Here is a 26,694-nt window from a genome sequence, read left to right on the forward strand (position 1 = left end):
GCCCGGTGGCACCGCCTGCTGCGGTGTTGCCCCGGCTGCCCTGCGCGGCGGCCCAACCGCTGGAAGAACCCTAACCATCTGACTTCATGCCTGCTTCTTCGCGAAGCCACGCCCTGAGTGCGCTGCCCCTGCTCTTGCTGGGAGCTGCACCGGCGGCCTTCGCCCAATCATCCGCCGCCCCCGCCCGGGGCGAAGTAACCGACGGCGCCACCCGCGCCGCCTTGCCCGGCGCCATCGTGCGCTGGCTCGGCACCGACCAGGCCGCCACCACCGACGAGCGGGGCCTGTTCGTGCTGCCCTACTCCACCAAGGCTACCTCGAACCGCCTCGTCATCAATGCCCTGGGCTACCGCGCCGACACGGTGCAGGCCGGCCCCTACGTGCGCATTGCGCTGAAAGCCAACGCCGAGCTGCAGGAGGTGGTCATTACCGACCGCGCCCCCAGCTACTCCTCGCTCACGCCCACCCACACCCAGGTTATCAGCAGCCAGGACCTGACCAAGTCGGCCTGCTGCAACCTGGCGGAAAGCTTCGAAACCAACGCCTCGGTGGAAGTCACGACCACCGACGCGGCCTCCGGCGCCAAGCAGATTCAGCTGCTGGGCCTCGACGGTAGCTACTCCCTGCTGACGGTGGACAACCTGCCGGCCTTGCGCGGGCTGTCGGCCCCGTACCGGCTGAACTACCTGGCCGGGCCCTGGATTGAAAGCATCGACATCATCAAGGGCATGGGCTCGGTGGTGAACGGCTACGAGTCAATTTCGGGACAGGTGAACGTGCGCCTCAAGGAGCCCGACAAGACCGACCGCCTGCTGTTCAACGTCTACGCCAACGACTTCGGCAAATTCGACGTGAACCTGAACACCTCGGCCCGCATCAGCCCGAAGTGGAGCACGGCCCTGCTGCTGCACGCCGACCACCTCGGCAACCGCGTGGACCGCAACAAGGACAACTTCCTCGACCTGCCCCTGGCCACCCAGTACAACGTACTGAACAAGTGGAAGTACAAGTCGGGCAAGGCCCTGGTGAGAGAAGTGGGCGTGGGCGCGCTGCGCGAGACGCGGCAGGGCGGGCAGCTGGGCTTCCGCGAAGGCGAGGCCGGTAACCCGTACTACGGCATCACCCAGCAGACCACCCGCTACAACGTGTACGGCAAGACGTCCTACACCTGGCCCACCAAGCCCTACCAGAGCCTGGGCGTGCTGGCCTCGGCCACCAGCCACGGCTTCCGCTCGGCCTTCGGCGGCAGCCAGTACGGGCCGGATTTTGAGCTGGTGACGGACCCCAGCCACGGCGGCCACTACCGCCCGCAGCGCCAGTACAACGGGGAACAGCGCACCGGCCTGGCTACTTTGCTGTTCCAGAGTGCCCTCGGCAACACCGCCCACGTGTACCGCCTCGGCGCCACGTACCTGTACGACGACTACCGCGAGGAGCTGCGCAGCGGCTACTACGCCCCCACCGCCACCGACCAGGTGCGCCGCCTCGCGCGCACCGAGCGGGTGCCCGGCGCCTTCGCCGAATACACCTACCAGAACTCGCGCAACCTGACCGTGGTGGCCGGGGCCCGCGCCGATTACCACAACCTGTACGGCTGGTTCTTGACCCCGCGCCTGAATGTGAAGGTGGACGCTACCAAGAGCACGGTGCTGCGCCTGGCCGCCGGCCGGGGCTACCGCGTGGCCAACCCCATTGCCGAAAACACCGGCATGCTCGTCAGCAGCCGCCCGTTCAGCATTGCCGACGGCCTGCAGCCCGAGCGGGCCTGGAACCTGGGCGGCTCCTTCTCGCAGTACTTCACCGTGGCCGGCCGGCAGGCCACCTTCGTGGCCGACTACTACCACACCTTCTTCCAGAACCAAGTGGTGGCTGACCCCTACTCCGTGCCCTCGTTGCTGATAATTCGCAACCTGGGCGCCGGGGGCCGCTCTTACTCGCGCAGCTTCCAGGCCGAGGTGCAGGTGGAGCCGGTGAAGGGCCTGCAGGCCAAGGCCGCCTACAAGTGGCTGGACGTGCAGACCACCTACGGCGCGGAGCTGCTGCCCAAGCCGCTCACGCCCCAGCACCGCCTGTTTGCCAACGTGGGCTACGCCACCGCCTTCGACAAGTGGCGCGCCGACCTGACGGCCCAGTGGTACGGCCGCCGGCCCTACGCCCCCGGCCTGCACCACCAGCACGACGCGGGCAGCCCCGTGGCCGAGCGGGTGCTCTACTCGCCGCGCTACGCCCTGCTCAATGCCCAGCTCACCCGCGCCTTCAAGCGCCTGGACGTGTACGTGGGCGTGGAGAACCTGACCAACTACCGCCAGCGCAACCCCATCGACGCGGCCGACCAGCCCTTCGGGCCCATGTTCGACGCGGCCATGAACTGGGGGCCCATCTACGGGCGTTTGACTTACGTGGGCCTGCGTTTCCGCCTGGAATAGTCTTTGCCTACCGCCGCCCGAGCTTCTTTTCCTTTCCCTGACTTTCCCTTTTTTCGCCTTATGAATTTCCTCCGCTCCTTCCTGCTGGTTCTGACCACCGCCCTGTTTGCTCAAACGGCCTCGGCCCAGACGGCCCCGGCCAAAGCCAAGGCCAAGCCCGGCACCGAGCAGGTGCAGATCAAAACCTCGGCCGTGTGCGACATGTGCAAGGCCCGCCTCGAAAAAGCCCTGGCCTACGAGAAAGGGGTGCAGTCGGCCCAGCTCGACGTGGCCTCGCAGGTGCTGACGGTAAACTACCGCGCCGACAAAACCACCGCCGACGCCCTGCGCGCCGCCGTGTCGGCCACCGGCTACGATGCCGACGCCACCACCGCCAATGCCAAGGCTTACGAGCGGCTGCCCGAGTGCTGCAAAAAGACCAACGGCGTCCACTAAACGCCCCACCTCAACTACCGCACCGGCCCCGCAACACCTCGTTGCGGGGCCGGTGCTGTTTGGGCCGCTGCCCGTCAGTACGCAGTGCTGGCGCGCGTCTCGAATTCCAGCTGCAGGCGGGCCGCCAGGGGCTGGTTGAGCCGGCGCCGGTGCGTGCCCGACAGCTCCACCGTAAACCAGTCGGTGCGCAGGTAGTCCAGCAGGTTTAGCCGGCTCTGCACCTGCATGTGAATGACGTTGGGCTGCACCTCGGCCTCGGAAAAACTGGCAATGAGGGCCTTGTGGTTGTGCGAGGTCAGAAAGCAGTTGCCGCTGGCCAGGGCCGTGAGCGTAGGACCGTGGTGCAGGCGCCGCCCTACCACGCCCGGCAGCAGCTCCACCCGTGCGGCTTGCAGGGTGAGGGAGCTGAGGTTGGGCTGCGTGAGCGAGGTAAGGCACTCCAGGTTGCCGGGCAAAGTGGCCTCAATCAAGTAAATCAGCTCCAGCGAAGGGTCGATGCGCAGGCGCACGGAGCGGGTTCGGCGACGGGCCCCGGGCGGACGTAACCGCTCGAAGCGCGCAATCGTCAGGGCTACCCCAAGCACCACCGGCACCGGGGGGCCAGGTGCAAGCTGGGCCATGACCGAATAAGTTAGGTGTGCAGGCGGTGGTAGGCGGAGCGGGCGCGGCAGCCCCACTACCGGTTTTTGGCCCGGTGTTTGGCTTCACCAATAAGGTAGCGAAGTTTCCAGACTATTTGCCTAAAATCGAGGAAGCTTCCGGCTGTGGTCGACCAACCCTTTTTTCTAGTCGCTAAACCCCAATTCTTTTCGTAATTCTTTTCCATTCGTCGCGCACTATTCAGTATATTCACCGCCATTCCGCCACTTTTCCGGTCATGAAGATTTCCTGTCTGCTTCTCGATGATGATCCGCTGGTGTTGGACCTGTTGCAGGCTTACGTGGCCATGACAGACGTCCTGGACGTGAAAGCCACGTTCACGGATCCGTTGGAAGCGCACCGCTACCTGCTCGACAACCCCGTGCAGGTGCTGTTTTCGGACGTGACCATGCCCCACCTCTCGGGTCTGGACCTGGTGCGCTCCTTGCACGAGCCCCCGCTGGTGGTGCTCATGACGGCTTACCCGCAGTACGCCATGGAGGGCTTCAACCTCGACGTGTGCGACTTCCTGCTTAAGCCCATTTCGCTGGACCGCTTCCTGAAGGCCGTCAATAAAGTAGCCGGCCTGCTGCGCGCCAGTCAGGCCGCCGCCCACCCCGGCACCGACGACATGCTCTCGGGCTGGGGTTCGTTTTTTATCCGCACCGACTCGCAGTTCGTGCGCCTGCACTACCGCGAAGTGCTCTACATCGAAGCCCTGAAGGACTTCACCAAAATCAACACCGTGGACGGGCGCACGCACCTGACGCTGGTGAACCTGAAAAACCTGGAGGAGCAGCTCCCGCTGGGCATGTTTGTGCGTACGCACCGCTCCTACCTGGTCAACGCCGCCCGCATCGAGTCGGTGAGCAGCCAGGAAGTGAAAGTGGGCGGCCGCGCCCTGCCATTAGGCCAGACCTACCGCGACCAGGTGACGGAGCGCATCGTCAACAAGGCCCTCATTCGGCGCCAGCACTAGGCTAAAAATCAAGCGAAAAGCCCCGGAGCCCTCTGCAGGACTCCGGGGCTTTTGCGTTGCCAGCACGCTCCAAACGCCTGATTACTTGGCTACGGTTTTACTTTCGGCACTGCCGCCGGGGCTTAGCTGCGGTCGGCCCGCGGGCGTGTCGGCCGGCTCGGCGGCCAGAATGGTGAAGCGGAACACCGAGCCTTTGCCTTCCTGGCTTTCAAAGCGGAGCTGGCCGCCGTTGCGCTCCACAAACTCCTTGCACAGGCGCAGGCCCAGGCCCGTGCCTTTCTCGCGGGCGGTGCCCAGGGTAGTATGGTGGCCCGCTTCGCCAAAAATCTTGTCGTAATCGGCTGGGGCAATACCCACACCGGTGTCGCGCACGGCCACTTCCCAGAACGCGCCGGCGCGCTGGGCCGACAGCGTCACGCGGCCGCCTTCGGGCGTAAACTTGATGGCGTTGCTAAGCAGGTTGCGCAGCACCAGACGGATCATGTTCAAATCGGCCCGGGCGGAGTAAGTTTCGCGCAGGTGGTTGAGCACCTGGATGTTCTTGCGCTCGGCGTCGCCCAGCAGCAGGGTCAGGCTTTCCTCGGCCACGGCATCGAGGCGGAATACCTCGGTACGCGGCCCGGCGCCCTGCATCTGGGTAGCGGCCCAGTTGAGCATGTTGTCGAGCAGGCGCAGGGTGGTATCGAGGGTGCGGGTGAGGCGGGTGGAGTGCGCGGCCAGCTTGTCGGGGGGCATGGAGCCCAACGACAGCAGCGTCAGCAGGGAATACAGGGAGCTGAGCGGGCTGCGCAAGTCGTGTGAAATGACGGAAAACAGCGTGTCCTTGGTGCGGTTCAGGCGGTCCAGCTCCTCCTTCTGCCGGCTGATGGCGGCGTTTTTGCGCTCCAGCAGCAGGTTTACGCGCTGCTGCTCCTTGCGGCCCCGGTACAGGGCGGCCACCGTCAGCAGCAGCAGCACGGTGCCCACAGCCAGCACGTTGCGGGCCAGCTTCTGCCGGCGCAGGTTGGCTTCCTGCACCTGGCGCTTCTTGACGAGCAGCTGAATTTCGCGCTCCTTTTTCTCGGTTTCGTAGCGGGTGCGCATCTCGGCTATCTGGGCGGCGCGCTGCTCAGCGCTGGCGCTGTCCTGCAGGCCCACGTAGCGCGTGAGGGCCGTCAGGGCCTTGGCCGATTCGTCCTGGCCCCGGTACAGCTCGGCCAGGGCGTAGTACAGCTCACCGAGGCGCACCTTGCTACCGGCCTGCCGCACCAGTGGCACGGCCCGCAGCAGGTACCGCTCGGTGGCCTCGGTATTGCCAATCTGCCGGTTGCTCACCGCCAATGACTCGAACAGGGTAGCCTGCAAATCGGCCGGGGCGGCGCGGCGCGGCAGCTGGCCCAGGGCGCGGGTGTAGTAGCCCAGGGCCACTTGGGGGTTGCCCAGCTTGGCGTACACTTCGCCGGAGCTGTGCAGGGCGTAGGCCACGGCCACACTATCGCGCAGCACGGTGGCCTGCTCGGCGGCCAGACGCAGGTGGTAGAGGGCCCGGCTGAAATGGCGCTGCTCCAGGTGCATGCGCCCGATGGCGTGCAGCGTCACGGCGGCAGAGCGCACGTTGCCCAGGCGCTGCCACAGGCCGTAGGCGCGCTCGTAGCTGCTCAGGGCCTGGGGCCAGGCGCGCTGGCTGGCGTAGAGGTCGGCCAGGTGCTCGTACAGGTGGGCTTCCTGGGTGGCGTCGCGCAGCTTGATGAACTGCTGCAGGGCCAGCAGGTAGCTCTGGCGGGCGTGGCCGGTGTCGCCCTGGGCGAAGCGCACCCTCCCTTGCAGCTGCCAGGTGCTGGCCACCCCCGGCGCGTTGGGCGCCTGCTGGTAGAGGCGCAGGGCCTGCCGCGAATGCCGCAGGGCCTGGTCGTAGCGCTCCAGGTTCATCAGCACGGCGGCCAGCTCGGCGTGGGCAGCGGCGGCCGTGGCGGGAGAACCGCCCTCGGCCTGCTGCAGGGTGCGGCGGGCTTTCAGCAGGGCGGCCTCGGGGTTGGGCATGGGGGGCGGCAGCGGCGCGTAGCGCAGGCTACCCGGCAGCCCTACCTGCTCATCGTGCTTTCCCTCGCCCGGACCAGCCGCAGCCGTGGCGGCTACCAGCCACAGCACCCCCAGCAGCCATAGCCAGTGGCGGCGGTGCGGGACAGAACGGTGGAGTAGAATGATCAGGTGCAAAAGCCGGGTGCTGAGGTCCAAGATAGCCGTAGCCTTTTTTCGCTATCTAAAAATAGGAAAAAAGCGGGACAATCGGCTGCCGACCTCGCACACTACCTAGCCGCGAAAAAGCTGCTTGGTGCGCCAAAGACGCCACCACGGCAAATAGGGCTGGTCGTGGTGCTCGTAATGGTAGCCGAAAAAATAACAGCTGATGAAGGCCCACAGGTGGTGCGGCAGCTGCGTACGCGACTTATGCGGATTATTGGGTGCATGCTCACCGCGGTGCGGCAGGTAAGTCCCAAAATAGAATAATTGTACTGTAGCCAGAATCGACGGCACCATCCAAAAGCCGATGACATTTCCGACTGGGAAAAAGTATTTTAGCCCGTTGAAGGTCAGAGCCATCAGCAGTATCTGCCAGATGGTGATATAGTTACGCGCAAAGCGCAGGAACCAGGGCAGAAAAGCCGGGTGCTGGCCGTCGTGGAAGTCCGGGTCGTCCGCGGTGGCTACGTGGCGGTGGTGGGCGTGGTGGCGCGGCAGCAGGCGCGGAAACCAGTTGTAGGCAAACAGCAGGGCCGCTACCGTACCAATGGCATTGTTTAGCCGCCGGTTGGGGCTGACTACGCCGTGCATGGCGTCGTGGGCGGTGATGAACAGACCGGTGTACAGGTGCGTCTGCAGCAGCGCCAGCAGGTAGGGCCAGGGCGTGCGCCAGTCAGGGCGGTAATAGGCCAGCAAATACGTCAGCAAGCCCGCCCAGCAGGCCATAATCAGCAGAGCTACGGCTACGCCGCGCAGGCCCAGCGGGGCGGGTTTCACCCGCGGCGAATGAGTGAATGAGTGAATGAGTAAATTACTTTTCACGTCCTCCCCTACCAGCAGTTCTCGTACGTCACTCATTCGCTAAATCACTAAATCACAGTCTCACAGCCGCAGGAGCGCGTCGCGCACGTCCTCCATCAGCCACATGGGCGTGCTGGTGGCCCCGCAGATGCCCACTGTCTGGCCGGGCTGAAACCAGGCCGCGTTCAGCTCCTCCACCTTGGAAATGAAGTGCGTGTTGGGGTTGGTATCCTTGCAAGCCTGGTAAAGCACCTTGCCGTTGGAGCTTTTCGTGCCCGATACGAACACCACCTGGTCGTAGTCGGCGGCGAAGCGGCGCAGCTCCTGGTCGCGGTTCGACACCTGCCGGCAGATGGTATCGTTGGCCGACACCTGGTAGCCACGGCTTTCCAGCTCGCCCTTGATGCGGTAGAAGGAGTCGGTGCTCTTGGTGGTCTGGCTGTAGAGGGTGATGTTGGCCGGCAGCTCGTGGCGCAGCAGCTCGTCGAGGTTTTCAAACACCACGGCGTCGCCGCGGGTCTGGCCGAGCAGGCCCTGCACCTCGGCGTGGCCGTGCTTGCCGTAGATGAAGATGCGGTCCTTCCGGTCGTAGCTGGTTTTGATGCGGTTCTGCAGCTTGAGCACCACCGGGCAGGAGGCGTCGATGAGCGTCAAATCGTTCTGCAGGGCCATCTGGTAGGTGCTCGGCGGCTCGCCATGGGCCCGGATGAGCACTTTCTCACTGCGCAGCCCGGCCAGCGTGTCGTAGCCGATGATGCGCAGGCCGCGCTTTTCCAGCCGCTCCACTTCCTCGTCGTTGTGTACGATGTCGCCAAGGCAATACAGGTAGCCTTGCTCGTCGAGAATGTCTTCCGCCATCTGAATGGCGTAAATCACCCCGAAGCAGAAACCGGAATGCGGGTCGATGCGGACGCTGAGATTGAGCGGCATGGTGTAAGCTAAACCGAGGCGGGAGAGAGAAGGTTGCAGGCGGGTAAGCGGGGGAAACGGGGGCATCAGAGGCGGCCGAAAACTTTGCGGCCCTCAAAGTCGCGCACGACCCGCTCCTCGACGGGGCTGGCCCGAATGATTTCGTTGTCGCGCCAGAACTGCGGGTTGTAGCGGCGCTTGCGGATTTGCTGCAAATCGTTGGTCTGCGGGCTCATAGCGGCGTAGGGCTGATTCGGCAACTTCGGTGTGAGCTGGTACACCAGGAAGTACGACGACACGTGCACGTCCTCCGGGAAGGCTTCGCGCACCATAAAATGCATGTCCAGCTCGGCCCGCTTGCTGGCTAGGCGGGTGAGCGAGTCGGCCACGGGCACCAGGTCGGTAGTCAGGCGCAGGGTGGCCCCTTCGTAGCTGACGCCAGAACCTTTGGTCTCGCCCACATTGAACATGCTGCGGGCCGGCAGCTCCAGCGCCAGGCGGTGCAGGGCGGCGGTGCTGGGGTCGATGTAGAGCCGGCCGGTGGCCGCGTCCGGGGTGCCGGCAGGCGGCGCAAAGCTTACTACGGCCAGCTCCCGGCCCTGCTCGGTCAGGTAGGATTCGAGCTTGAAAGTCAGCGCCTTCAGGCCGGCCGGACTAAGCGGCAGCATCACCCGGCCGGGCGGCTCAGTGGCCGTCTGAAACAGGGGCAGCAGGCGCGTAATGGCCGAGAAGTTGGTAAAATCAACCCCGCCGGGCGTGTAGGCAAAGCGGGCCTCGCCCAAATCCCAGCCGTCGATTTTCTGCGGCGTGAAGCGGATGTCGGCGAAGGCGTCGAAAAATTCGCGGTACTGCTGGTTCTGGCTGGTTTTCTGGCGGTAGAAGCCCTTGCCGTAATAGGCGTCGGCCTGGTGGCGCAGCAGCTTGGCGTAGGCGCGCTGCACCAGGGCCGCGGCGTGCTGCTGGCTGCTCACGCGTACTTCGGGCAAAGCCACCACGCTGGTGGGCAGCCGCACCGTCAGCGGCTGATTGCCGGCCGGTACCGGGGCCGTGGTGCGCTGGTAGCCCACGCCGAACACCACAATTTCGGGCGCCGGGGTGGCCAGACGCAGCCGGAACTCCCCTACCTCGTTGGTGGCCGTGCCGCGGCTGCCGTCGGGCAAGGCCACGCTCACGAAGGGCACCGGCTGCTGCCGCTCGTCCACCACCCGCCCCTGCACCACCACGCCCTGGGCGCGCAAACCAGCCGCACTGCCGCCCGCGAGCAGCAGCACCGCGGCCAGGCGGCGGGCATGGAAGGCGGAGGATGTTGATAAGCGGAACATGGTGTGGCGAGGGCGGCGGAGGGGAAACGAAAGGTTATTGCGGCAGCTTGCGCAGCCGCTCGGCCTGCTCGTCGGTGAGGTGGTTGCCGCGCAGCAGGTAGTCGCGCACCACTTGGAAGCCCTCCGCATCCATCCCCGATTTGGGGTGGCTCAGGAGGGTCTGTACCAGCAGGTGCTTGTCTTCCTCCACGTGCTTGCTGGCGCCCAGGAAGCCCGGCAGGTTACTTTCCACGCTAAAGCGCAGAAAGCGGATTTCGGGGTGGCGCGGGTCGAGGGCTACGGCTTGCTCAAACTGCCGCCCGGCGGCTTTCACCCGGTCCAGCTTGTCGAACAGCCCGCCGGTGTGCTTGGCCAGAATGGCTTCCGACGCGGCTTTATAGGCCAGCACCACCGCATCCTGGGCCGTGTACTGGCTCATGAGCTGGTGGAACTGGCGGCTGGCGGCCTCGTCCTGGGCGGCCTGGCGGAAGTGGCGGCGCAGCGTAGGCAGGGCGTAGGGCGAGTGGGCTTCGGTTTCGGCAGCGGGCACGGCGGAGGTCAGTAGCAGGGAGGCGAACAAACTGTTTATCACGGGCAAATAGCGGCTCAGATGGCTCGCAGGCGGTAGCGGAAGTAGGAGCCCAGCAGCAGCAGCAGCTTGGTGTTGTCGGGCACGCGCACGCGGCCAGCCAGAATACGAGCCGCCGGCTGCTCCCGGATTTTGGCGAAGAGCTTGAGGTAGTACACGTAGGCCAGGTACACGCCCAGCCGGGCCGTGCGCGGCAAGGCCCGAATGCCCACGTAGGCGGCCTCGAAGTCGGCGCGGATGTCGGCCTCGATGGCGCGCTTGGCCTGGTCGTCGAAGCAGTCGTAGCGCAGGCCAGGAAAGTATACCCGGCCGCGGTCCTCGTAGTCGGCCTTCAGGTCGCGCAGGAAGTTGATTTTCTGGAAGGCCGCCCCCAAGCGCCGGGCCGGCTCGCGCAGGCGCTCAAACTCGGCCTCGTCGCCCTCGCAGAACACGCGCAGGCACATCAGCCCCACCACTTCGGCCGAGCCGTAGATGTACTCGTTGTACAGCGGTTCGTCGTAGCAGATGTCCTCCAGATCCATGGCCATGCTGTGCAGAAAGGCCTCGATAAAGTCCCGGTCGATGCCGTAGCGGTGCACGGCCAGCTGGAAGGCGTGCAGCACCGGGTTCATGCTGAACTGCTCGTCGATGGCCCGGTACGTCTCTTCCCGAAACTCGCGCAGCAGGGCCGCCTTGTCCCGGTCGTGGAAGGTATCCACGATTTCATCGGCCCAGCGCACGAAGCCGTAAACCGCGTAAATGGCCTCGTGAAAACGCGCGTCCAGCGTGCGGATGCCCAGCGTGAAAGAGGTGCTGTAGTGCTGGGTGATGATTTTGCTGCACGCCAGGCTGGCCCGGCTGAACAGGGCCACGTGGTCGGCAACGGGCGGCGAAACGACGGGTGGGCGCAGGGTTTCCATGGCGTTTGGGTGTGGTGGAAGGCAGATGCGGCGGCTAATCGGCCTGGTCGGGCCCGGTTTCAGCCCGGCGGAGCGGCTGAAGCAGGTGTTATCGGCTTTTTAAGTTACTCAATATCAAACCATGACCGGGTACTCCTTGACCACTTCGCCAGCCACTACCTGCCCCGAAATCAGGGCGGGAGGCACGCCGGGCCCGGGCACCGTGAGCTGACCGGTAAAATACAGATTCCGGACTTTGGGGCTTTTAAGCGTGGGTTTCAGGATGGCCGTCTGGCGCAGGGTGTTGGCCAGCCCGTAGGCGTTGCCCTTAAAGGCGTGGTAGTCGGCCTCGAAGTCGCGGTGGGCGTAGCTGCGCTGGTACACCACCCACTCGCGCACGGGCTGCCCGGTGTGGCGCTCCAGCCGCTCCATCACCGTATTATAGTAGTGCTGGCGGATGTTCTCGTCGTCGCCCGAGAGGCCGGGGGCCACGGGAATGAGCAGAAACAGGTTTTCCTGGCCCTCGGGCGCCACCGAAGGGTCCGTCACGCTGGGCACGCAGGCGTAAAACAGCGGCTTGGTGGGCCAGCGCGGCGCCTCGTATATCTCGTGGGCGTGCTGGGCGAAGTCCTCGTCGAAGAACAGGTTGTGGTGCTCCACGCGCTGCAGCTTGCGGCTCAGCCCCACGTAGAACAGCAAGGATGAGGGCGCCATGGTGCGCGTGTCCCAGTACCGGGGCGAGTAGTGCCGGTGCTCGGGCGCCAGCAGGCGCTGCTCCACGTGGTGGTAGTCGGCGCCGGCCACCACCACGTCGGCCCGGTGCAGGCCGGTAGCGGTCCGCACGCCGGTAGCCCGGCCCTGCTCCACCTCAATCCGCTCGACTTCCTGGTTGTACTCGATGCGCACGCCCTGCTCCTGGGCCACCCGCACCATGGCCTTCACGATTTCGTGCATGCCGCCGAGCGGGTACCAGGTGCCCAGGGCCAGGTCGGCGTAGTTCATCAGCGCGTACAGGGCTGGGGTGTTCTGCGGCGTGGCGCCGAGGAAGAGCACCGGAAACTCCATCAGCTCCACCAGCTTGGGGTGCCGGAAGTAGCGGCCCACGTGGCGGTGCATGTCCTTGAGCAAGTCGAGGCGCAGGGCATCGACGAGCAGACGCGGGTCGGCAAACTCCAGCACCGAGCGGCCGGGCTTGCTCACAAACTTGCCCATACCCACCTCGTACTTGTAGCCCGCCTGGGCCAGAAAAGCATCGAGCCGGCGGCCGGCGCCGGGCTCCAGCTGCTCGAAGGTGCGGCGCAGCGCTTCGCGGTCGGCGGGCACCGGCAGCGTATCCTGGGGCCCGAACACAATCTGGTACGAGGGGTCGAGGCGGACCAGCTCGTAAAAGTCACTGACCTGGTGGCCGAAGCGGGCAAAGAACTGCTCGAACACGTCGGGCATCCAGTACCAGCTCGGCCCCATATCGAAGCTGAAGCCCTGGGCCCGGAACAGGCAGGCCCGGCCACCGGGGCCGTCGTTTTTTTCCAGCACCGTCACCTGGTAGCCTCGTTGGGCCAGGCAGGCCGCAGCCGCCAGCCCGGCAAAGCCGGCTCCGATAACAACAACTTGGGGGGCGGCAGGGGTATTGCTCAAGCGAGGAAGCGGCGTAGTATGGTTGTGGTAAGCTACCGATTGCGGCAAAACTTTGTTGCGTTCCGAAGGCGAAAAGTGGTAGGATTTCCCATTAAGTTCTTTAATCCCGGGGCAAAATCAGGCCGTTGGCGTTTTATCCGGCGCTAAATGCATTTACGCCCGCAAAAAGCCATAGCATGATATCATACCAAAATTAAGCCCGCCATTTCTCGCATCCGGCCCACGAAAAAGGCCGCAAGCCACGCCCCCCTTCTGAGGTTGCAGCTTGCGGCCCGAACACGCACCCGGCGTAGTTACTCCTTCCCCCTACGCGCCGGGAGCGTAGACCTTAAGGGCATCTTTCAGCTCCTTGCGGGCAATGTGAATGCGGTTCTTGACGGTACCAATGGGAATCTGCAGCTTCTCTGCAATTTCCTGGTACTTGTAGCCGATGTAGTACATCATAAACGGCGTGCGGTACTCGTGGCCGAGGTGGGCAATGGCCTCGTTGATGTCCGTCACCACGAAGTCCGACTGGGCGCCGTTGTGGGTGATGTAATTCTCGTCGGTGTTGAAGTACTGGAAGTACTCGGTGGTGTCAATGTGGCTATTGCGCTTCGTTATCTTGTTGTAGTTGTTGATGAACGTGTTGCGCATGATGGTGTAGAGCCACGCCTTCAGGTTGGTCCCGGTCTTGAACTTCTCTTTGTTCAGCAGGGCCTTCAGCAGTGTTTCTTGCACCAAGTCCTTGGCATCATCGGCGTCGCGGGTCAGGTTCATGGCCGCGGGCCGGAGCGAGTAGGAAATCTTCTGTACTTGGTCGGTAAATTCCAGGGAAGTCATACAGCCTGTTTAACGTTTGGTGACCAAAAGCTAAACAAACATACGAAAGAACTTTTTAAGCATACGGCCGGCGGTGCTTTTCTTTGCCCGGTTTCGCCCAAGCCCCCGATTCAGTCGGCAAACACCCGGATTGATTCGATAAACGTCTGACTTGGCGCGTTAGCGTTATTTCTCGGCGAATACAGCCCAGCTTATAACGATAAGCAACTGTAAATCAATCATAAATAATCAAGACCACATCTGATTAAGCCGGCGCGGCGCTGGATACGGTCGTCAGTTGCTCCACGAAACGAATAAAATCCGTCATGCGCTCCAAGCGGCGGAAGCGGGGTGGCAGGGTCAGATCGAGCTGATGCACCAGCGGACCGTAGAGCACGAAGTCAGTATCGACGCACAGGTGGGCCAGCTTCGCGAGAAACTGTGGCAGCTGGTCGCGCTCGGGTACGGTAGTCAGTACCGTGGCAATGTGTTGGGGCTGGTAATGCTTGCACACCTTAGCCAACTCGCAAACGGGCAAGTTCTGGCCCAGGTACAGCACCCGGAAGCCGCGCACCCGCAGCAGGTAGTTCATAAACAGCAGGGCCAGCTCGTGCAGCTCGCCTTCGGGCAGAAACAGCACCCAGCGCGGCGCCTCATCGTGCTCGGTAATGGGCAGCGCATCGACGGCGGCCAGCAGCTTCTGGCGTAGCAGGTGCGAGGCCAGGTGTTCCTGCGCAGGGTTGAGGCTGCCGGTCTGCCACAGTACGCCCACCCGGTACAGAAAGGGGTACACGATGTTCATCACCGTGGCCTCGAAGCCCAGCTCCTCGGCCGCGTGCGAGAGGACGCAGCTCAGGCGCCGCTCATCCATGTCGAGGGTGGCGGTGAGCAGGGCCGTAATCTGGGGGTTGAACTGGTGCGGGTCGTCGCAGCAGGCGGCCACGGCCCGGCACAGCTCCTGCTCCGAGAGGCTGGCCACGTGCGAAATGCGCTGCCCCCGCTCGCAGAGGGTGGCCACGTTCAGCAGGCGGCGCAGGTCCGAGTCGCAGTAGGTGCGGATGTTGGTGGCGGTACGCTCCGGCCGGAGCACGCCGTAGCGCTGCTCCCACATGCGGATGGTGTGGGCTTTGATGCCGGACAGGCTTTCCAGGTCTTTTATCGAGAACTGTCCCACGGGAGTAAGCGGAATCGGGGAAAACGGGAATGCAAGGGATTATTCGGCGGTAGCCGGCCGGCGGCCGGGGCGGCTGGCCGCGGGCTTGCGCCGGGCCAGCTCGAAGTACCTGGGCGACACCCACAGCAGGCCAAACTCCTGGCTGCCGTCGCGGCCGGTGGTTTTGTGGTGCATCTTGTGGGCCATGTTCAGGGCCCGCAGGTAGGCGTTGCTGGTGCGCTTCCAGAAGGGCAACCGGCGGTGAATCAGCACGTCGTGCACGAAGAAGTAGAGCGTGCCGTAGGCGGCAATGCCCGCCCCTACCCAGTAGCGCCAATCCTTATCGGGGCCGCCGTACACCATCAGCAGCACCGACAGGGCCCCGTAGAACACGAACGAGAGGTCGTTGCGCTCGAAGCGGTGCGGGTGGCGCACGTGGTGCGAGCGGTGCACAAACCACAACGGGCCGTGCAGCACGTAGCGGTGCATGAACCACGCCACGAATTCCATTCCCACGAACGTTAGGGCCGCCAGGGCCACACCTGCCAGGAGAGTCATATGTTGGCTAACCGCGCACGGCTCAGGTTGTTTGCAAAACCAGCCTGAGGGCACGCCTTGAGTTTGGTCCGAAAGCGAAAGATACGCAGCTCGGCAGGCAAAAGGATTAACTCCGGCAGTAGCAGACTGGTAGCCAGCCTGCTATTGGTGGCAACGACTCAGGTGGCCGTCATTGCGAGGCGCAGCCGTGGCACCCGCAGGAAAGCGTAGCCAATCCTTCCTCTCGCGGCACAAACGGCAAAATACCTACAGACCGAAAACTGCCGGCACGAAAAACAGCCCCGCCTGGAACCGCAACTGCGGTTCCGGGCGGGGCTGTTTTTTGGCTTCTGCCAGCTGGGCCGTCGTGCTACTAGAGGAAGGATTGCTTCGCGTTGCTCGCAATGACGGCGGACGTTACCGTCGGCTTCCTTAATTCCAGGTAATCTTCTCCTTGTTGAGGAAGGCCGAGATGCCGCGGCGGCAGTCCTCCGAGCCGCGGGCTTCGGCGTTGAGGCGGGCGGCGTAGCGCAGGCTTTCTTCCAGGGGCAGCTCGGGCAGGCGGGCCAGCATTTCCTTGGTGACTTCCATGCTCTGCCCGGAGTTTTCTACGCACAGGCGGCGGGCAAAGCGGTACACGTGGCCGGCCAGCTCGTCGGCGGGCACGATGTCGTTGATGAGGCCGTAGCCTACCGCTTTGTCGGCCGCAAACACGTCACCGGTGAGCAGCAGCTGCTTGGTGCGGGCCTCCCCGATTTTGCGCAGCAGGAACACGCTCACGATGGCCGGCAGAAACCCGATTTTGACTTCGGTGTAGCCGAATTTGGCTTCCGGCACGGCAAAGGCGAAGTCGCAGACGGTGGCCAGGCCGCAGCCGCCGGCCAGGGCGTGGCCCTGCACCTGGGCAATGACGATTTTCTTGAGCGTGTAAATCTGGTGAAACAGCTGCATCAGGTGCGTGGAGTCGGCCAGATTATCGTTGTAGCCGAAGCCCTGCAGCTCCTGAATGTAGGCCAGATCGGCGCCGGCGCAGAAGGCCGGGCCCTCGGCACGCAGCACGATGACCTTGCAGGCCTCGTCGTTTTCGGCGTATTCGAAGGCTTGTTTCAGCTCCGACACCAGTTCGGAGCTCAGCGCATTGCGCTTTTCGGGGCGGTTGAGCGTGATGTAGCCAATGGCGTCATTGGCCTCGTACCGAATGTACTGTAACGCTTCGAGCTCCTGGGTAGCCATGTCTTCCATGAGTTGTTGCGTGGGTCGGTGTGGTGGAGGGCGGCGCGGCGCGTTGGCCTCCCGGCCGGAGGCGTAGAGCCGAAACGGCCCGTGTGCGGCAGCCACCCGAATCAAGGGCGTCAGTCAAACCTAACAAAAATGATGCGACAATAAAATGTTCCAGTCGCCGAATGCCGGGTTCGGGAGAATGTACGGAGCCGCGAAGGATTTGGACGCCCCGGTCCCGCGGCTTACTCGTTTGAAGCGGTGCGGGCGTTGCTTGCCCGGGCGGTAACAGGTTCTACCCAAGCCCCTTGCATGGTCACATCGTGCACGCGCAGGCCGGCGGCCAGCAGCTGGGGCCGCAGCTGTTCCACGTACCAGGTGCGGCATGAGGAGTCGAAAATTATCAGGGCCTTGGGGCCGAACGTGGCCACAAGCTGCTCGGGCCACACGCGGGCGTTGCGCCGCAGCACCACGATGTCGACGGGCACCGGCTGCTGGGCCTTCCACAGGCGCTGACTCACCCAGGCCACGCGGCGGCCGTGCCAGTTCAGCAGCACGGGGCCGCCGCCCGGCAGGCGGCGCACCGCGGCGGCCGCAGTATCCCAACCGGCCACGTAGCGCACCCGCCGGTTGCCGCGCCCGATGAGGCCGGGCAGCACGCGGTAGGTTTGCTCGGTGTTGTTCAGCGGCAATGAATCGGGCGTCATCACCAGCGCTGCGGCGCCCTCGTGCAGCCCCACGGCCGAGCGGCGCGGAATACTGTAGATGATCAGGCGCTTATCCGCGGCTACCTCGCGGGCTTCGGCCACCCGACTCAGGCTGAACAGCAGCGCTACGGCCACCCCGGCCCCCAACCAGGCCAGGCGTCGCCAGGCCAGAAAAGCCAAGCCGCTGGCAATGAGCAGGTATACCAGCCACGTTTGCCCCGGCGTGAGGTGAATGCCCTGCACCAGCGCCCCCGGCAACGACTTGCCCACCAGCACGATGTACTCGTTGAAGCACCAGATGAGGCCCTGAAACAGCAGCCCGATGCCCTTTGGAATCCAGAGCAGCCAGTCAGCGCCCGTGACGTCGGCCAGCCATTCGACGGGCAGGGCCACGGCTTGCAGGAGTAGCCCCACGTACAGCGCCACCGAGGAAATCGGTACGGCTATTAGGTTCGAGAGCAGGAAGTTGAGCGGAAACTGGTGGAAGTAAAACAGGCCCAGCGGAAACGTAGCCACCTGCGCGGCCAACGACAAGGCAATGGCCTGCCAGATACCATCGAGCGACCAGCCCACGGCAAACATCAGCTTCTGCTGCCGCTTCGACTGCCAGGGGCGCTTCTTGCGGGCCAGCCACTCCTGCGCGTCGATTTTGTCGCCGATGAGGGGCTGCAGGTACACGATGCTGAGCACGGCCAGGAAGGAGAGCTGAAAGCCCACGTCGACCAGCAGATACGGGTCCCAAAGCAGCAGTGCGAAGGCGGCCACGGCGAGCGTGTTGTACATATTGCTCTGCCGGCCCGAAGCCTTGGCCACGGCCACAAAGCTGAACATTACCGCCGCCCGCAGCACCGAAGCTGATAGGCCCGTCAGGAAGGCGTAAGCCCAGATGACCAGCAGCCCCAGCGCCGCCGACCAGTACCGAAAGCCGCGGGTATGCCCAAAGAAACGGCGCAGAAACAGCTGCAGCACCGCGTAGAGCAAGCCCACCTGCAGCCCCGACACAGCCATGATGTGGGTGGTACCGGTGCTGGCGTAAGCCTGCTTGGTTTCGGCGTCCACGTCGTCCTTCAGGCCCAGCACCAGGGCGGCGGCAATGGCGAATTCGCGCGGAGCCTTGACGTAGCGCCGGAACACGCCCTCCAGCTGCTTGGCGGCCCGCATGCTCCAGTAGCGCAGCCAGTTGGCTGGCGCCTGCCCGACGACGCGGTACTGGTCGGGGTGAATGAATTGCTGGTGGTAAATCTGGTGGTAGCCCAGGTAGCGGCGGTAGTCGAACTCGCCGGGGTTGAGCGGGGCCTTGGCCGGAGCCGGGGCGCCGCGCACCAGCCACACCTCGCCGTACTGCGGGGCCGCCACTTCGGCTTCGTAGCGCGGAATGGAAACGCGGATGCCGCCCCGCGCCGGCCGCCACTGCCCCGCCACCCGCACCGCCGACACGCGCAGGGTGGTGGCGTAGGTATTGGGCCGCACCACCGGGCCGTCGTCCACCACGGCGCGGTAAAACTCGATGCCGGGCTGCTGGTAGAGGTGGTCGGGCTGGCGGCTTTCGGTGGCGTGCTGGGCCACGGTGAGGCCGCCCAGGGTTACCACTACTAGGCCAATCAGTCCCACCGAGTCGGTCAGCGCGGGCTGGTTTCGGCGCACAGCCCACAGGTGCGCGGCCAGGTACAGGGCCACGGCGCCGGCCAGCCAAGGTAGCAACTCGGGTAGCTTAGCGCCGCAGTAAAACCACAGGATGATGCCGGCAATCAGGGCCAGCACGAGGCGCACGGCCGGATAAGTAGCCCACGGAATCGTGGTGGTGCGGATAGCCATCAGCAAATCGAAACAAAAAACCCTAACCTGGTAATCACTGCCGAAGCAGCAACTGCCGAGTTAGGAAAATTCTGTTGCTCCGGCAAGTCCGGACCGACCCGCTACGCTGCCGGCCGCTGCCAGCGCATCTTGTAGTGCTCGATGCCGGCCTCGGTGAACTTCGCCCCTACCGTCGCGAAGCCGTGGCGCAGGTAGAAATTCACGGCCGCCAGCTGCGCGTGCAGGTACACTTCGGCCGCGGGGTGCTCGGCCGCCACGTCGCGCAGCACGGCCGTTAGCAGGGCCGCGCCCACCTGCTGATTCCGGTAGGCTTCGAGCACGGCGAAACGCTCCAGCTTCACGCCGTCGGCGGTGATGCGCCAGCGGGCGGCACCGCAGGGCGTGCCGTCGGCAGTGCGGGCGAGGTAGTGGCGGGCGTCGGTCTGGTCGTGCTGGTCGTGCTCCTTCTCGGCGGGCACGCCCTGGCCTTGCACGAATACTTCGTGGCGGATGGCAAAGGCGGCTTCGCGATTCTGCGGATCGGTGATGCGGTGGGCGGTAGTCATGGGTACTCTGATTCAGGCTTTGTGCTGCTTAAGGGGCGCGGCAAAACGGCTTAAAAATAATGGTGCCACGACTTTGAGCCGTGGCACCACTCAGTTTCGAACCCTCTGCGAAATCCGTGCAATCCGAACCGGAGGTCGGCGCAGCCAAAAATCCGCGGGAAACGAAGTTCAGCGAAGCTAATGCGTGATTATTCCTGCTCGTGGTTGACGGGCAACCCGGTAGCTGTCGTGTCATCGTCTCCGCGGCCTTCTTCGGGGCGCTGGCCGGGCTGGTAGTAGCGGGCCGGGCGCACGGGCCGTTCGCGCTGGGCGCGCTCCTGGTCGGCGTCATGCTTGTCGTAGGCCAGCACGATTTGCTTCACCAGGCGGTGGCGCACCACGTCCTCGGCCGACATTTCCACGAAGCCGATGCCGGGCACGTCGCGCAGGATATCCAGCGCCTGAAACAGACCCGACTTAATCTTCGTGGGCAAGTCCACCTGGCTCCGGTCGCCGTTGACCATCACCTTGGCGTTCGGGCCCATGCGGGTCAGGAACATCTTCAGCTGCGAGGGCGTGGTGTTCTGGGCCTCGTCGAGCAGCACAAAGGCGTGGTTCAGGGTCCGGCCGCGCATGTAGGCCAGCGGGGCTATTTCGATGGTTTTGTTTTCGAGGTAGAACTTGAACTTCTCCGGCGGCAGCATGTCCTCCAGCGCGTCGTAGATCGGGCGCAGGTAGGGGTCGACTTTCTCCTTCATGTCGCCGGGCAGAAAACCCAGGCTTTCGCCGGCTTCTACCACGGGGCGCGAAATGATGATTTTCTTGACCTCCTTGTTTTTGAGGGCGCGCACGGCCAGGGCCACCGAAATGTAGGTTTTGCCGGTACCGGCCGGCCCGAGGGCAAACACCAGGTCGTTCTTATTGACGGCGTCGACCAGACGCTGCTGGTTGGCCGTCTTGGCCTTGATGACGCCGCCCTTGGCCCCGAACAAAATCACGTCGGGCGAGGAAGCCAGCTTGGCATCCTGCAGCTCTTCGTCGGAGGCGCCCACGTACTGGGCCACGGTTTTGTCGGTCACCTGTCCGTACTCGTGGTAGTGCTCGATCAGGGAGCTGAGAATGTCGTTGATGCGCTGAATGACGGGCGTCTGGCCCTGGATTTTTATCTCATTGCCGCGCGAAATGATTTTGCTACCAGGAAAGGCCGCCGCTAGCTGGCGGATGTTCTGGTTATCGGGCCCGAGGAAGTCGACGAGCGACACGTTCTCAAGCGTGATGACTTTTTCGACCAAACTAATTGAGAGAGTAAACGCCTAAGGCGCAGTGGTGGGAAGGAAAAGAGGCCCCGACGCAGAGCGGTCAGTCCGGGCCGAATGCCTACTTTTGCCGCTCCCCTCGGGGGTAAACAATAGTACGCATTCTTCTTAGAAACGGCGAATGGCGCTGATTACGTTCCTGTCGGACTTTGGCTACCGCGACCATTACGTGGCCGCAGTAAAGGCGCAGCTGCTGCGCCTGGCCCCCGCGGTGCCAGTCCTGGACATCACCCACGCCATCGAGCCGTTCAACGTGGCCCAGGCCGTGCACGTGCTGGGCGCCGTTTTCGCCGACTTCCCGGAGGGCACCGTGCACCTCATCGGGGTGGATGACCACGGCGTGGGCCGCCGCGGCTGGCTGGCCGCTAGCTGGCACGGGCACTATTTCCTGGCCGCCGACAACGGCATCCTGACCCTGCTCACCGACGCCCGCCCCGACGATTTGGTGCGCCTGCCCGTACCCGCCGAGTGGCCCGCCGCCCCCACACGCGACGTGCTGGCCGCCGCCGCCGCCCACCTGGCCCAGGGCCGCCCCCTCACCGACCTCGGGCCCCTGAGCACCGAACTGTACCAGCTGCTCAACCGCCAGCTGCGCTTGCAGGACCACCGCATCACCGGCCACGTCGTCCACGTCGACCACTACGGCAACCTCGTCACCAACATCACCCGCGCGGCCATTGAGGCCGTAGGCCACGGCCGGCCCTGCACCATTCACTTCGGCCGCGAAGCCGTGCGCGGGGTGGCCCGCCACTACCAGACCGCCGACCCCGGCGACGCGGTGTGCGTGTACAACAGCCAGCAGCAGCTCTGCATCGGCGTCAACCAGGGCCACGCGGCCGAGTTGCTCGGCCTGCACTTCGACTCGCAGGTGGACGTGCGGTTTGCGGCGGAATGAGTGAGTTGGTGATTTAGCGACTTAGTGCAAGGTCGTTCAAGAACTCACTAAGCCGCTAATTCACTAAGCCACTAAATCACCAACTCACTAAATGATCATACGCATCGTCCGCATGACGTTCCGGCCGGAGGCCGTGGCGGAGTTTCTGCGGGTTTTCCGGGCCTCCGAGGACCAGATTCGGCAGCAGCCGGGCTGCCGGCACATGGAGCTGTGGCAGGACGCCGAGCAGGCCCACGTCTTCGGCACCTACAGCCACTGGGACTCGGCCGCCGACCTCGACGCTTACCGCCGCTCCGCCTTGTTCGGGGAGGTGTGGCCGGCCACCAAAAAGCTGTTTGCGGCCCCGCCGCTGGCCTTTTCGGTGAACCAGGTCACGGCCGATACGGCCCAGCTGCCGCCTTTGCCTGCTCCTGCCAGCGCCCCGGATTCGGTGCTGTAAACGGGCTCCTAGCACGGTGTAGAAACGCATAGTTGCGTCTCTACACCGTGCTGACGCCCCGTTGGCTCCCCCGGCCCACGCCGCGCCTCATCCGTCCGGGAGATTTTCCCGTTGACGCTGTTGTACCTCCCGCAGCCCCGCTGGCCGCGCCCCTACCCTGATGCAGCCCGATTACTTCGCCTTTTACGACCTGCCCGAGAGCTTTCTGCCCGACGAAAAAGCCCTCAAAACCAAGTACTACGCCCTGAGTCGGCAGTACCACCCCGATTTCCACGCCACTGCGCCCGCCGAGGAGCAGCAGCGCGTGCTGGAGCTATCGACGCAGAACACCAGCGCCTACCGCACCCTCTCGGACTTCGACCTGCGCCTGCAGTACATCCTGCAGCGCCACGGCCTGCTGGAAGAAGGCAAACAGGAGCTACCCGCCGATTTTTTGATGGAGGTGATGGAGCTGAACGAGCAGCTGATGGAGCTGGAATTCGACTTCGACCCGGAGGCGGCTGCCCGCGTGCGCGCGGAGGTGGAGCGACTTGAAAATGAGCTGGAAGCCGAGGCCCGGCCGGTGCTGGAAAGCTACCCTGCCCTGCCCGAGGAACAGCGCCCGGCAGCCCGGCTGCAGGCGCGCACCTACTACCTGAAACGGCGCTATCTGTTGCGCATTCGGGAAAGTCTGGCTAAGTTTGCCACCCGATCCTGAGCAACGGTCCGCGTTGCTCGTCTTGCCCAGATGGCGGAATCGGTAGACGCGTTGGTCTCAAACACCAATACCGCAAGGTGTGCCGGTTCGACCCCGGCTCTGGGTACTAGAATACAATTCCAAGAAGCCTGAAAAGCTGCGAATCTGGCCACAGAAGCAGTTTTTCAGGCTTCTTGCATTCTAGCCCTTTCGGAATTAATTCCTATATGTGGCCGGATTTGCGCTACCAAATCCGCTACCAAAATGAAGGTTACCTTCACCCTCCGGGAAGACAAGACGGACCGCGCCGGCCTGGCCCCCGTCTTCGTGTGCGCCAGCTTTGACGGGCTGCGCCTGCAAACCACCACCAAAGAAAAATGCCGGCCTGCCGACTGGAACCGAGACAAGCAGCAGTTCCGCCGCTCCCTGCCCGGCTACCAGGACGCCAACGCCTACCTGGACAACCTTACCCTGCGCCTGCAGGCCCGCTACCGGGAGCTGAGCGCCGCCGGTACCGCTCCTACCCCGGCCCTCATGCGCGAAGCCGTGCACCCCGTGGCGGAGGTAGCGCGGCCGGCCGAACCCACCTTGCTGGAACTGTTCGACCAGTACCGGGAGGTGCTGCGCGGCCGGGGCTTCGCCTTCAACACCCTGCGCCACTACGGTACGGCCCGCAACTGGCTGCAGAAGTTTGAGCAGGACCGCAACAAGAAAACCGTCTACCTGGCCGACTATACCTTGGCTTATCACGACGCATTCATCCACTTCCTCCGCCTCAAACATGGCCTTGGCCCCAACGGCATTTTCACCATCCTCAAGGATGTCAAAACATTCCTCCGCCACCTCCAGCGCGAGCGAGGCCTCCCGCTCGGCTTAGCCCTCGACCGGATGCAGGTGCGTTGGACGGAAGCCCCCAAGCACTTCCTTTCCGCCGCCGACCTCACCGCCCTTGCCGCCGCGCCCATCCCCGATACGTTGGTGCCTGTCCGCGACGTGTTCCTGTTCTGCTGCTACACCGGCCTGCGCTGCTCCGACGTGCAGCAGCTCCAACCGGCCAACCTGCACACTTGGAACGGCCACCGCATCCTCAAGCTAGTCCAGATCAAAACCCGCCGTCCGGTTGGCATCTACCTCACAGCCGCCGCTGAAGCCATCCTCGACAAGTACGCCAACACCGAGCGGCTACGGCTGCTCCCCGTTTACGTCAACCAAGTCATGAACCGCGGCCTCAAGCGGCTTGGGCAGTTGGCGGGGCTTACCACACCAGTTGAAACGATGGAGGTTGTAAACGGACAGGCACTTAAAAAGTCGGTGCCGGCCTACGAGCTGCTGACCATGCACACCGCCCGCCACACGTTCGCCACGCAAAGCCTGCTGCGTGGGGTATCACCAGCGGTGCTGCAGCGGGTGATGGGCCATAGCAAGCTGCAGACCACCATGCACTATGCCAAGATGGTCGAAGACTTTCAGCACCAAGCCATACAACTGGCGTGGGACGGTCCAAGCACTACAGCTGCGCCTTTGGTATCAGGCGAAGTCTGCGTAGCAGCAACAGCTGCTTAGCAGTTCAACACCTCGGTAAAGGCCAGTCAACTGCAGTTGGCTGGCCTTTGCTCTAAGATTCGACCGTTGTAGTGCCCAAGTATGGGTGCTCACGGAAAGCAAGCAATTCCACCATTTGAGCCAACTGCTGCTCTACCGTTTGAGCAATTGTCTCATCTTGGTCTTCTAGGTCGAATTCCTTTGCTATGATATGATGCTCGCTGAAAATCTGCTCGTAATGCTGATTCTGGCGGCCGTCCACCCAGTAGTGAGCATATAATTTATGCTTCCAATTCACTCCCAACTGATAGAATACAGATACGCCATTTAGCTGAAGGTTATGTTTCACCAGCGCATCACCCTGCCAAGTAAAGCGGCCAGAACGCTTATTCGCTGCCTGCCCTTGTAACCTACCACCGAGAGCGGCCAAGCGCTGCCCCAGCGTGCTATTGTCGAACAAACGTTCAACAAGAAGCCTATCAATGTTCTCGAGCTTCAGCACCATTTCCTTCTGCAAACCATTGTAGTAGGACATTAAGCGGCCCACCTCCTCTGCATTATTGCGTAGGAAATTGACCACGTCCATATTATCGGTCATGTACGAGTTTTTGTAACTGTTCTCTATCGTTTTGAGGAAGTCCAGGAAGAAGACTAAGTATTTCGAGTCGACATAATCCGTGTATCCTCCGAGGTTTCGGCGCACTGCCCGCATTATGTCGGTGTACAACAGATTTTCAAAACTATTGCTGACCAGCGCTGGGTGCTTCGACAGCACTACTTTATGCACTGGCACCTTGCCCGCCGCACAACCAGTTAGGGCGCGGGAGTAGTCTGCCAAATCGTTGTATAAACCAGCGTCAACCTTGTTTTCTATCCCTAGCACGAACGTGTCTGCCGTAATCACCAGATCAATCCGGTTTCCTACGGCAGTCAGATACTCTGTTTCGACGCTAACCGACCGCAAATTGGGCGAAGGCACTTCTTTGCCCAAAGCTTCGAAAAGGGACTTGAGCAACAAGTCATACAACCCATGCTCAAGGTTCGGATTCAGGTAGAAGGCCAGAATATTACTCCAAACGGTTTCCCTGCCTGGGCACCGCGCAATTTCCAATAACGTCGGCCCTTTGCGCTCCTTGATATTTAGATTTTTAAAACCACTAAGCAGTTTGTGTAACTGCATTAGCTCTTCATCCATAACCATAGCATGATCAAGTTAGGCCTCTAGTCTTAGCATCGGTTTTCCTATTCAAATATTCAGCGGCCGGGCCTCATTTTTATCGTACGAGCTAGCCCCCACACCCGCGGCGTTTTCCTGCAAGTACCGCTTCACCTCGCCCCGGTCGTGGCCTAGCAGCTCAATCACCTCCCACAGCCGTTCCACCGTCACGTTAGGTCGGCTTGGGATATAAGTTGAAATGTAGCCCAGCACCATCCAAAGTTCTACTATATCCGCCGCTGGCAGGTCATAGGGCTTCACCGTGGTGTTGTCCGACAGCAAATCCACCATCCCTTTGCGGTCCGTTATGCGGCGTGGAATCCGTTTGAGCAGGATGTTTTCGTGGGTTACCACCACGTAAATCTCCCCCGGCTTGAGCAGGTCCCACCGGTCCACGTAGCTGCATACCACAATATCCCGGTGGTTGATAGTCGGCTCCATGCTGTCCCCGTTCACCTCAAACGCCCGGTACGAGCCGTGCTCGAAACCCGGAATCTGGTAAGGCCGCATCTGCTCCAGGTAAGCCGCCTCGTTGTACGAACGAGTATAGCCCGCCTGCGCCCGTGCCGGAATCAGGATGGTATTGTCGTTGCCCACCTTGTCTACCGTCACGGCCAGCACCCGCAAACCGTTGGCCAATGCCCGCTGACCTGCCTTGGTTTCCTCTGCCCCCCGCTTAGCCGACGAAGGCGCCTCATCCGTGGCTTTGCCCCCAAACATTCCTCCACGGCCCATCAACAGCCACTCGGCAGACACTTCTGGCCACATAGCCAAAAAGTCTACCAAAGTAGGATAACTAGGCTCAGCCCCCTTCAGAATTTTGTAGAGCTTACTAGTAGTGCTATAACCCAGTTTTTGAGTTGCTTTATTGACGTTCAGACCATAATAGTCCAGCAATTGCTGAATCCGATCTGATACGTTAGTAGGTGTGGCGGAGGGGGCAGCAGGCGCGTGTTCCATAATTTTTTAGCACTTGAGTGTATTATTAGCACTCAAAGAGTTTTATGTTTGTGTGCTAAGGTAGTGAATAAAACTTCACTTTT

General features: G+C 63.0%; 24 protein-coding genes and 1 tRNA gene. 8 read left to right on the top strand and 17 right to left on the bottom strand.

From position 1 onward, the window contains the following. The first annotated feature begins 86 nt into the window (after nt 1-86). Both EJV47_RS25175 and EJV47_RS25180 read left to right on the top strand, forming a co-directional pair. Nucleotides 87-2,426, top strand: a complete 2,340-nt coding sequence (locus EJV47_RS25175) for a TonB-dependent receptor (RefSeq protein ID WP_126695981.1) — start codon at nt 87-89, stop codon at nt 2,424-2,426. Between the two features lie 60 nt (nt 2,427-2,486). Continuing rightward, nucleotides 2,487-2,861 (top strand): heavy-metal-associated domain-containing protein, encoded by a 375-nt coding sequence (locus EJV47_RS25180; protein WP_126695982.1) that lies wholly within the window; start codon nt 2,487-2,489, stop codon nt 2,859-2,861. A gap of 74 nt (nt 2,862-2,935) precedes the next feature. Here EJV47_RS25180 and EJV47_RS25185 read toward each other — a convergent pair whose 3' ends face one another. Then, the gene (locus EJV47_RS25185) at nt 2,936-3,481 is read right to left on the bottom strand and encodes a hypothetical protein (RefSeq protein WP_126695983.1); all 546 of its coding nucleotides are present in this window, start codon (nt 3,479-3,481) and stop codon (nt 2,936-2,938) included. 257 nt (nt 3,482-3,738) lie between these two features. Here EJV47_RS25185 and EJV47_RS25190 point away from each other — a divergent pair, with 257 nt between their 5' ends. After that, entirely contained in the window at nt 3,739-4,479 is a 741-nt protein-coding gene (locus EJV47_RS25190; protein ID WP_126695984.1) for a LytR/AlgR family response regulator transcription factor, read from the top strand. Between the two features lie 81 nt (nt 4,480-4,560). On the opposite strand, the gene EJV47_RS25195 is transcribed toward EJV47_RS25190, so the two are convergent. The 14 genes from EJV47_RS25195 to EJV47_RS25260 all read right to left on the bottom strand — a co-directional run bounded on the left by EJV47_RS25195 (nt 4,561) and on the right by EJV47_RS25260 (nt 20,859). Beyond that, entirely contained in the window at nt 4,561-6,672 is a 2,112-nt protein-coding gene (locus EJV47_RS25195) for a tetratricopeptide repeat-containing sensor histidine kinase (protein WP_126695985.1), read from the bottom strand. 96 nt (nt 6,673-6,768) lie between these two features. Further along, nucleotides 6,769-7,425, bottom strand: a complete 657-nt coding sequence (locus tag EJV47_RS25200; protein WP_207896001.1) for a fatty acid desaturase — start codon at nt 7,423-7,425, stop codon at nt 6,769-6,771. Between the two features lie 156 nt (nt 7,426-7,581). Continuing rightward, complete coding sequence (locus tag EJV47_RS25205) at nt 7,582-8,430, bottom strand: 4-hydroxy-3-methylbut-2-enyl diphosphate reductase (RefSeq protein WP_126695987.1); 849 nt, start codon at nt 8,428-8,430, stop codon at nt 7,582-7,584. Nucleotides 8,431-8,495: 65 nt separating this feature from the next. After that, nucleotides 8,496-9,731 carry a carboxypeptidase-like regulatory domain-containing protein gene (locus EJV47_RS25210; protein ID WP_165903925.1) on the bottom strand — a complete coding sequence of 412 codons (1,236 nt, stop codon included), beginning with the start codon at nt 9,729-9,731 and terminating at the stop codon, nt 8,496-8,498. A gap of 34 nt (nt 9,732-9,765) precedes the next feature. Beyond that, complete coding sequence (locus EJV47_RS25215; protein ID WP_126695989.1) at nt 9,766-10,302, bottom strand: hypothetical protein; 537 nt, start codon at nt 10,300-10,302, stop codon at nt 9,766-9,768. A 14-nt stretch (nt 10,303-10,316) separates the two neighbouring features. After that, on the bottom strand, nt 10,317-11,198 hold the full coding sequence (locus EJV47_RS25220) for a phytoene/squalene synthase family protein (RefSeq protein ID WP_126695990.1): 882 nt from the start codon (nt 11,196-11,198) through the stop codon (nt 10,317-10,319). Nucleotides 11,199-11,312: 114 nt separating this feature from the next. Further along, on the bottom strand, nt 11,313-12,812 hold the full coding sequence (locus EJV47_RS25225; RefSeq protein ID WP_126695991.1) for a phytoene desaturase family protein: 1,500 nt from the start codon (nt 12,810-12,812) through the stop codon (nt 11,313-11,315). 306 nt (nt 12,813-13,118) lie between these two features. Next, a complete protein-coding gene (locus EJV47_RS25230) occupies nt 13,119-13,634 on the bottom strand; it encodes an RNA polymerase sigma factor (RefSeq protein WP_111478994.1) in 516 nt (171 codons plus the stop codon). Between the two features lie 244 nt (nt 13,635-13,878). Next, nucleotides 13,879-14,787, bottom strand: coding sequence for a MerR family transcriptional regulator (locus EJV47_RS25235; protein ID WP_126695992.1), 909 nt, complete (start codon nt 14,785-14,787; stop codon nt 13,879-13,881). Between the two features lie 39 nt (nt 14,788-14,826). After that, entirely contained in the window at nt 14,827-15,324 is a 498-nt protein-coding gene (locus EJV47_RS25240; protein WP_126695993.1) for a sterol desaturase family protein, read from the bottom strand. A gap of 411 nt (nt 15,325-15,735) precedes the next feature. Beyond that, nucleotides 15,736-16,545, bottom strand: coding sequence for an enoyl-CoA hydratase/isomerase family protein (locus EJV47_RS25245; protein WP_126695994.1), 810 nt, complete (start codon nt 16,543-16,545; stop codon nt 15,736-15,738). 221 nt (nt 16,546-16,766) lie between these two features. Further along, the gene (locus tag EJV47_RS25250; RefSeq protein ID WP_126695995.1) at nt 16,767-19,043 is read right to left on the bottom strand and encodes a ComEC/Rec2 family competence protein; all 2,277 of its coding nucleotides are present in this window, start codon (nt 19,041-19,043) and stop codon (nt 16,767-16,769) included. 101 nt (nt 19,044-19,144) lie between these two features. Further along, complete coding sequence (locus EJV47_RS25255) at nt 19,145-19,588, bottom strand: GNAT family N-acetyltransferase (protein WP_126695996.1); 444 nt, start codon at nt 19,586-19,588, stop codon at nt 19,145-19,147. Between the two features lie 188 nt (nt 19,589-19,776). Continuing rightward, nucleotides 19,777-20,859, bottom strand: a complete 1,083-nt coding sequence (locus EJV47_RS25260) for a PhoH family protein (protein WP_126695997.1) — start codon at nt 20,857-20,859, stop codon at nt 19,777-19,779. 145 nt (nt 20,860-21,004) lie between these two features. Here EJV47_RS25260 and EJV47_RS25265 point away from each other — a divergent pair, with 145 nt between their 5' ends. The 5 genes from EJV47_RS25265 (at nt 21,005) to EJV47_RS25285 (ending at nt 24,456) form a co-directional block, all read left to right on the top strand. After that, nucleotides 21,005-21,778, top strand: a complete 774-nt coding sequence (locus EJV47_RS25265; protein WP_126695998.1) for an SAM hydrolase/SAM-dependent halogenase family protein — start codon at nt 21,005-21,007, stop codon at nt 21,776-21,778. Between the two features lie 91 nt (nt 21,779-21,869). Then, complete coding sequence (locus EJV47_RS25270; protein WP_126695999.1) at nt 21,870-22,217, top strand: putative quinol monooxygenase; 348 nt, start codon at nt 21,870-21,872, stop codon at nt 22,215-22,217. A gap of 160 nt (nt 22,218-22,377) precedes the next feature. After that, entirely contained in the window at nt 22,378-22,914 is a 537-nt protein-coding gene (gene hscB / locus EJV47_RS25275) for a Fe-S protein assembly co-chaperone HscB (protein WP_126696000.1), read from the top strand. 24 nt (nt 22,915-22,938) lie between these two features. Further along, nucleotides 22,939-23,020, top strand: a tRNA-Leu gene (locus tag EJV47_RS25280). Nucleotides 23,021-23,157: 137 nt separating this feature from the next. Next, on the top strand, nt 23,158-24,456 hold the full coding sequence (locus EJV47_RS25285) for a site-specific integrase (protein ID WP_126696001.1): 1,299 nt from the start codon (nt 23,158-23,160) through the stop codon (nt 24,454-24,456). Nucleotides 24,457-24,508: 52 nt separating this feature from the next. On the opposite strand, the gene EJV47_RS25290 is transcribed toward EJV47_RS25285, so the two are convergent. Together EJV47_RS25290 and EJV47_RS25295 are read right to left on the bottom strand one after the other, a co-directional pair. Further along, nucleotides 24,509-25,630 carry a PD-(D/E)XK nuclease family protein gene (locus EJV47_RS25290; RefSeq protein ID WP_165903926.1) on the bottom strand — a complete coding sequence of 374 codons (1,122 nt, stop codon included), beginning with the start codon at nt 25,628-25,630 and terminating at the stop codon, nt 24,509-24,511. A gap of 51 nt (nt 25,631-25,681) precedes the next feature. Next, a complete protein-coding gene (locus EJV47_RS25295; RefSeq protein ID WP_243651313.1) occupies nt 25,682-26,290 on the bottom strand; it encodes a S24 family peptidase in 609 nt (202 codons plus the stop codon). Nucleotides 26,291-26,694: the final 404 nt, after the last annotated feature.

This window comes from Hymenobacter gummosus, assembly GCF_003970915.1.
Taxonomy (GTDB): Bacteria; Bacteroidota; Bacteroidia; order Cytophagales; family Hymenobacteraceae; genus Solirubrum; species Solirubrum gummosum.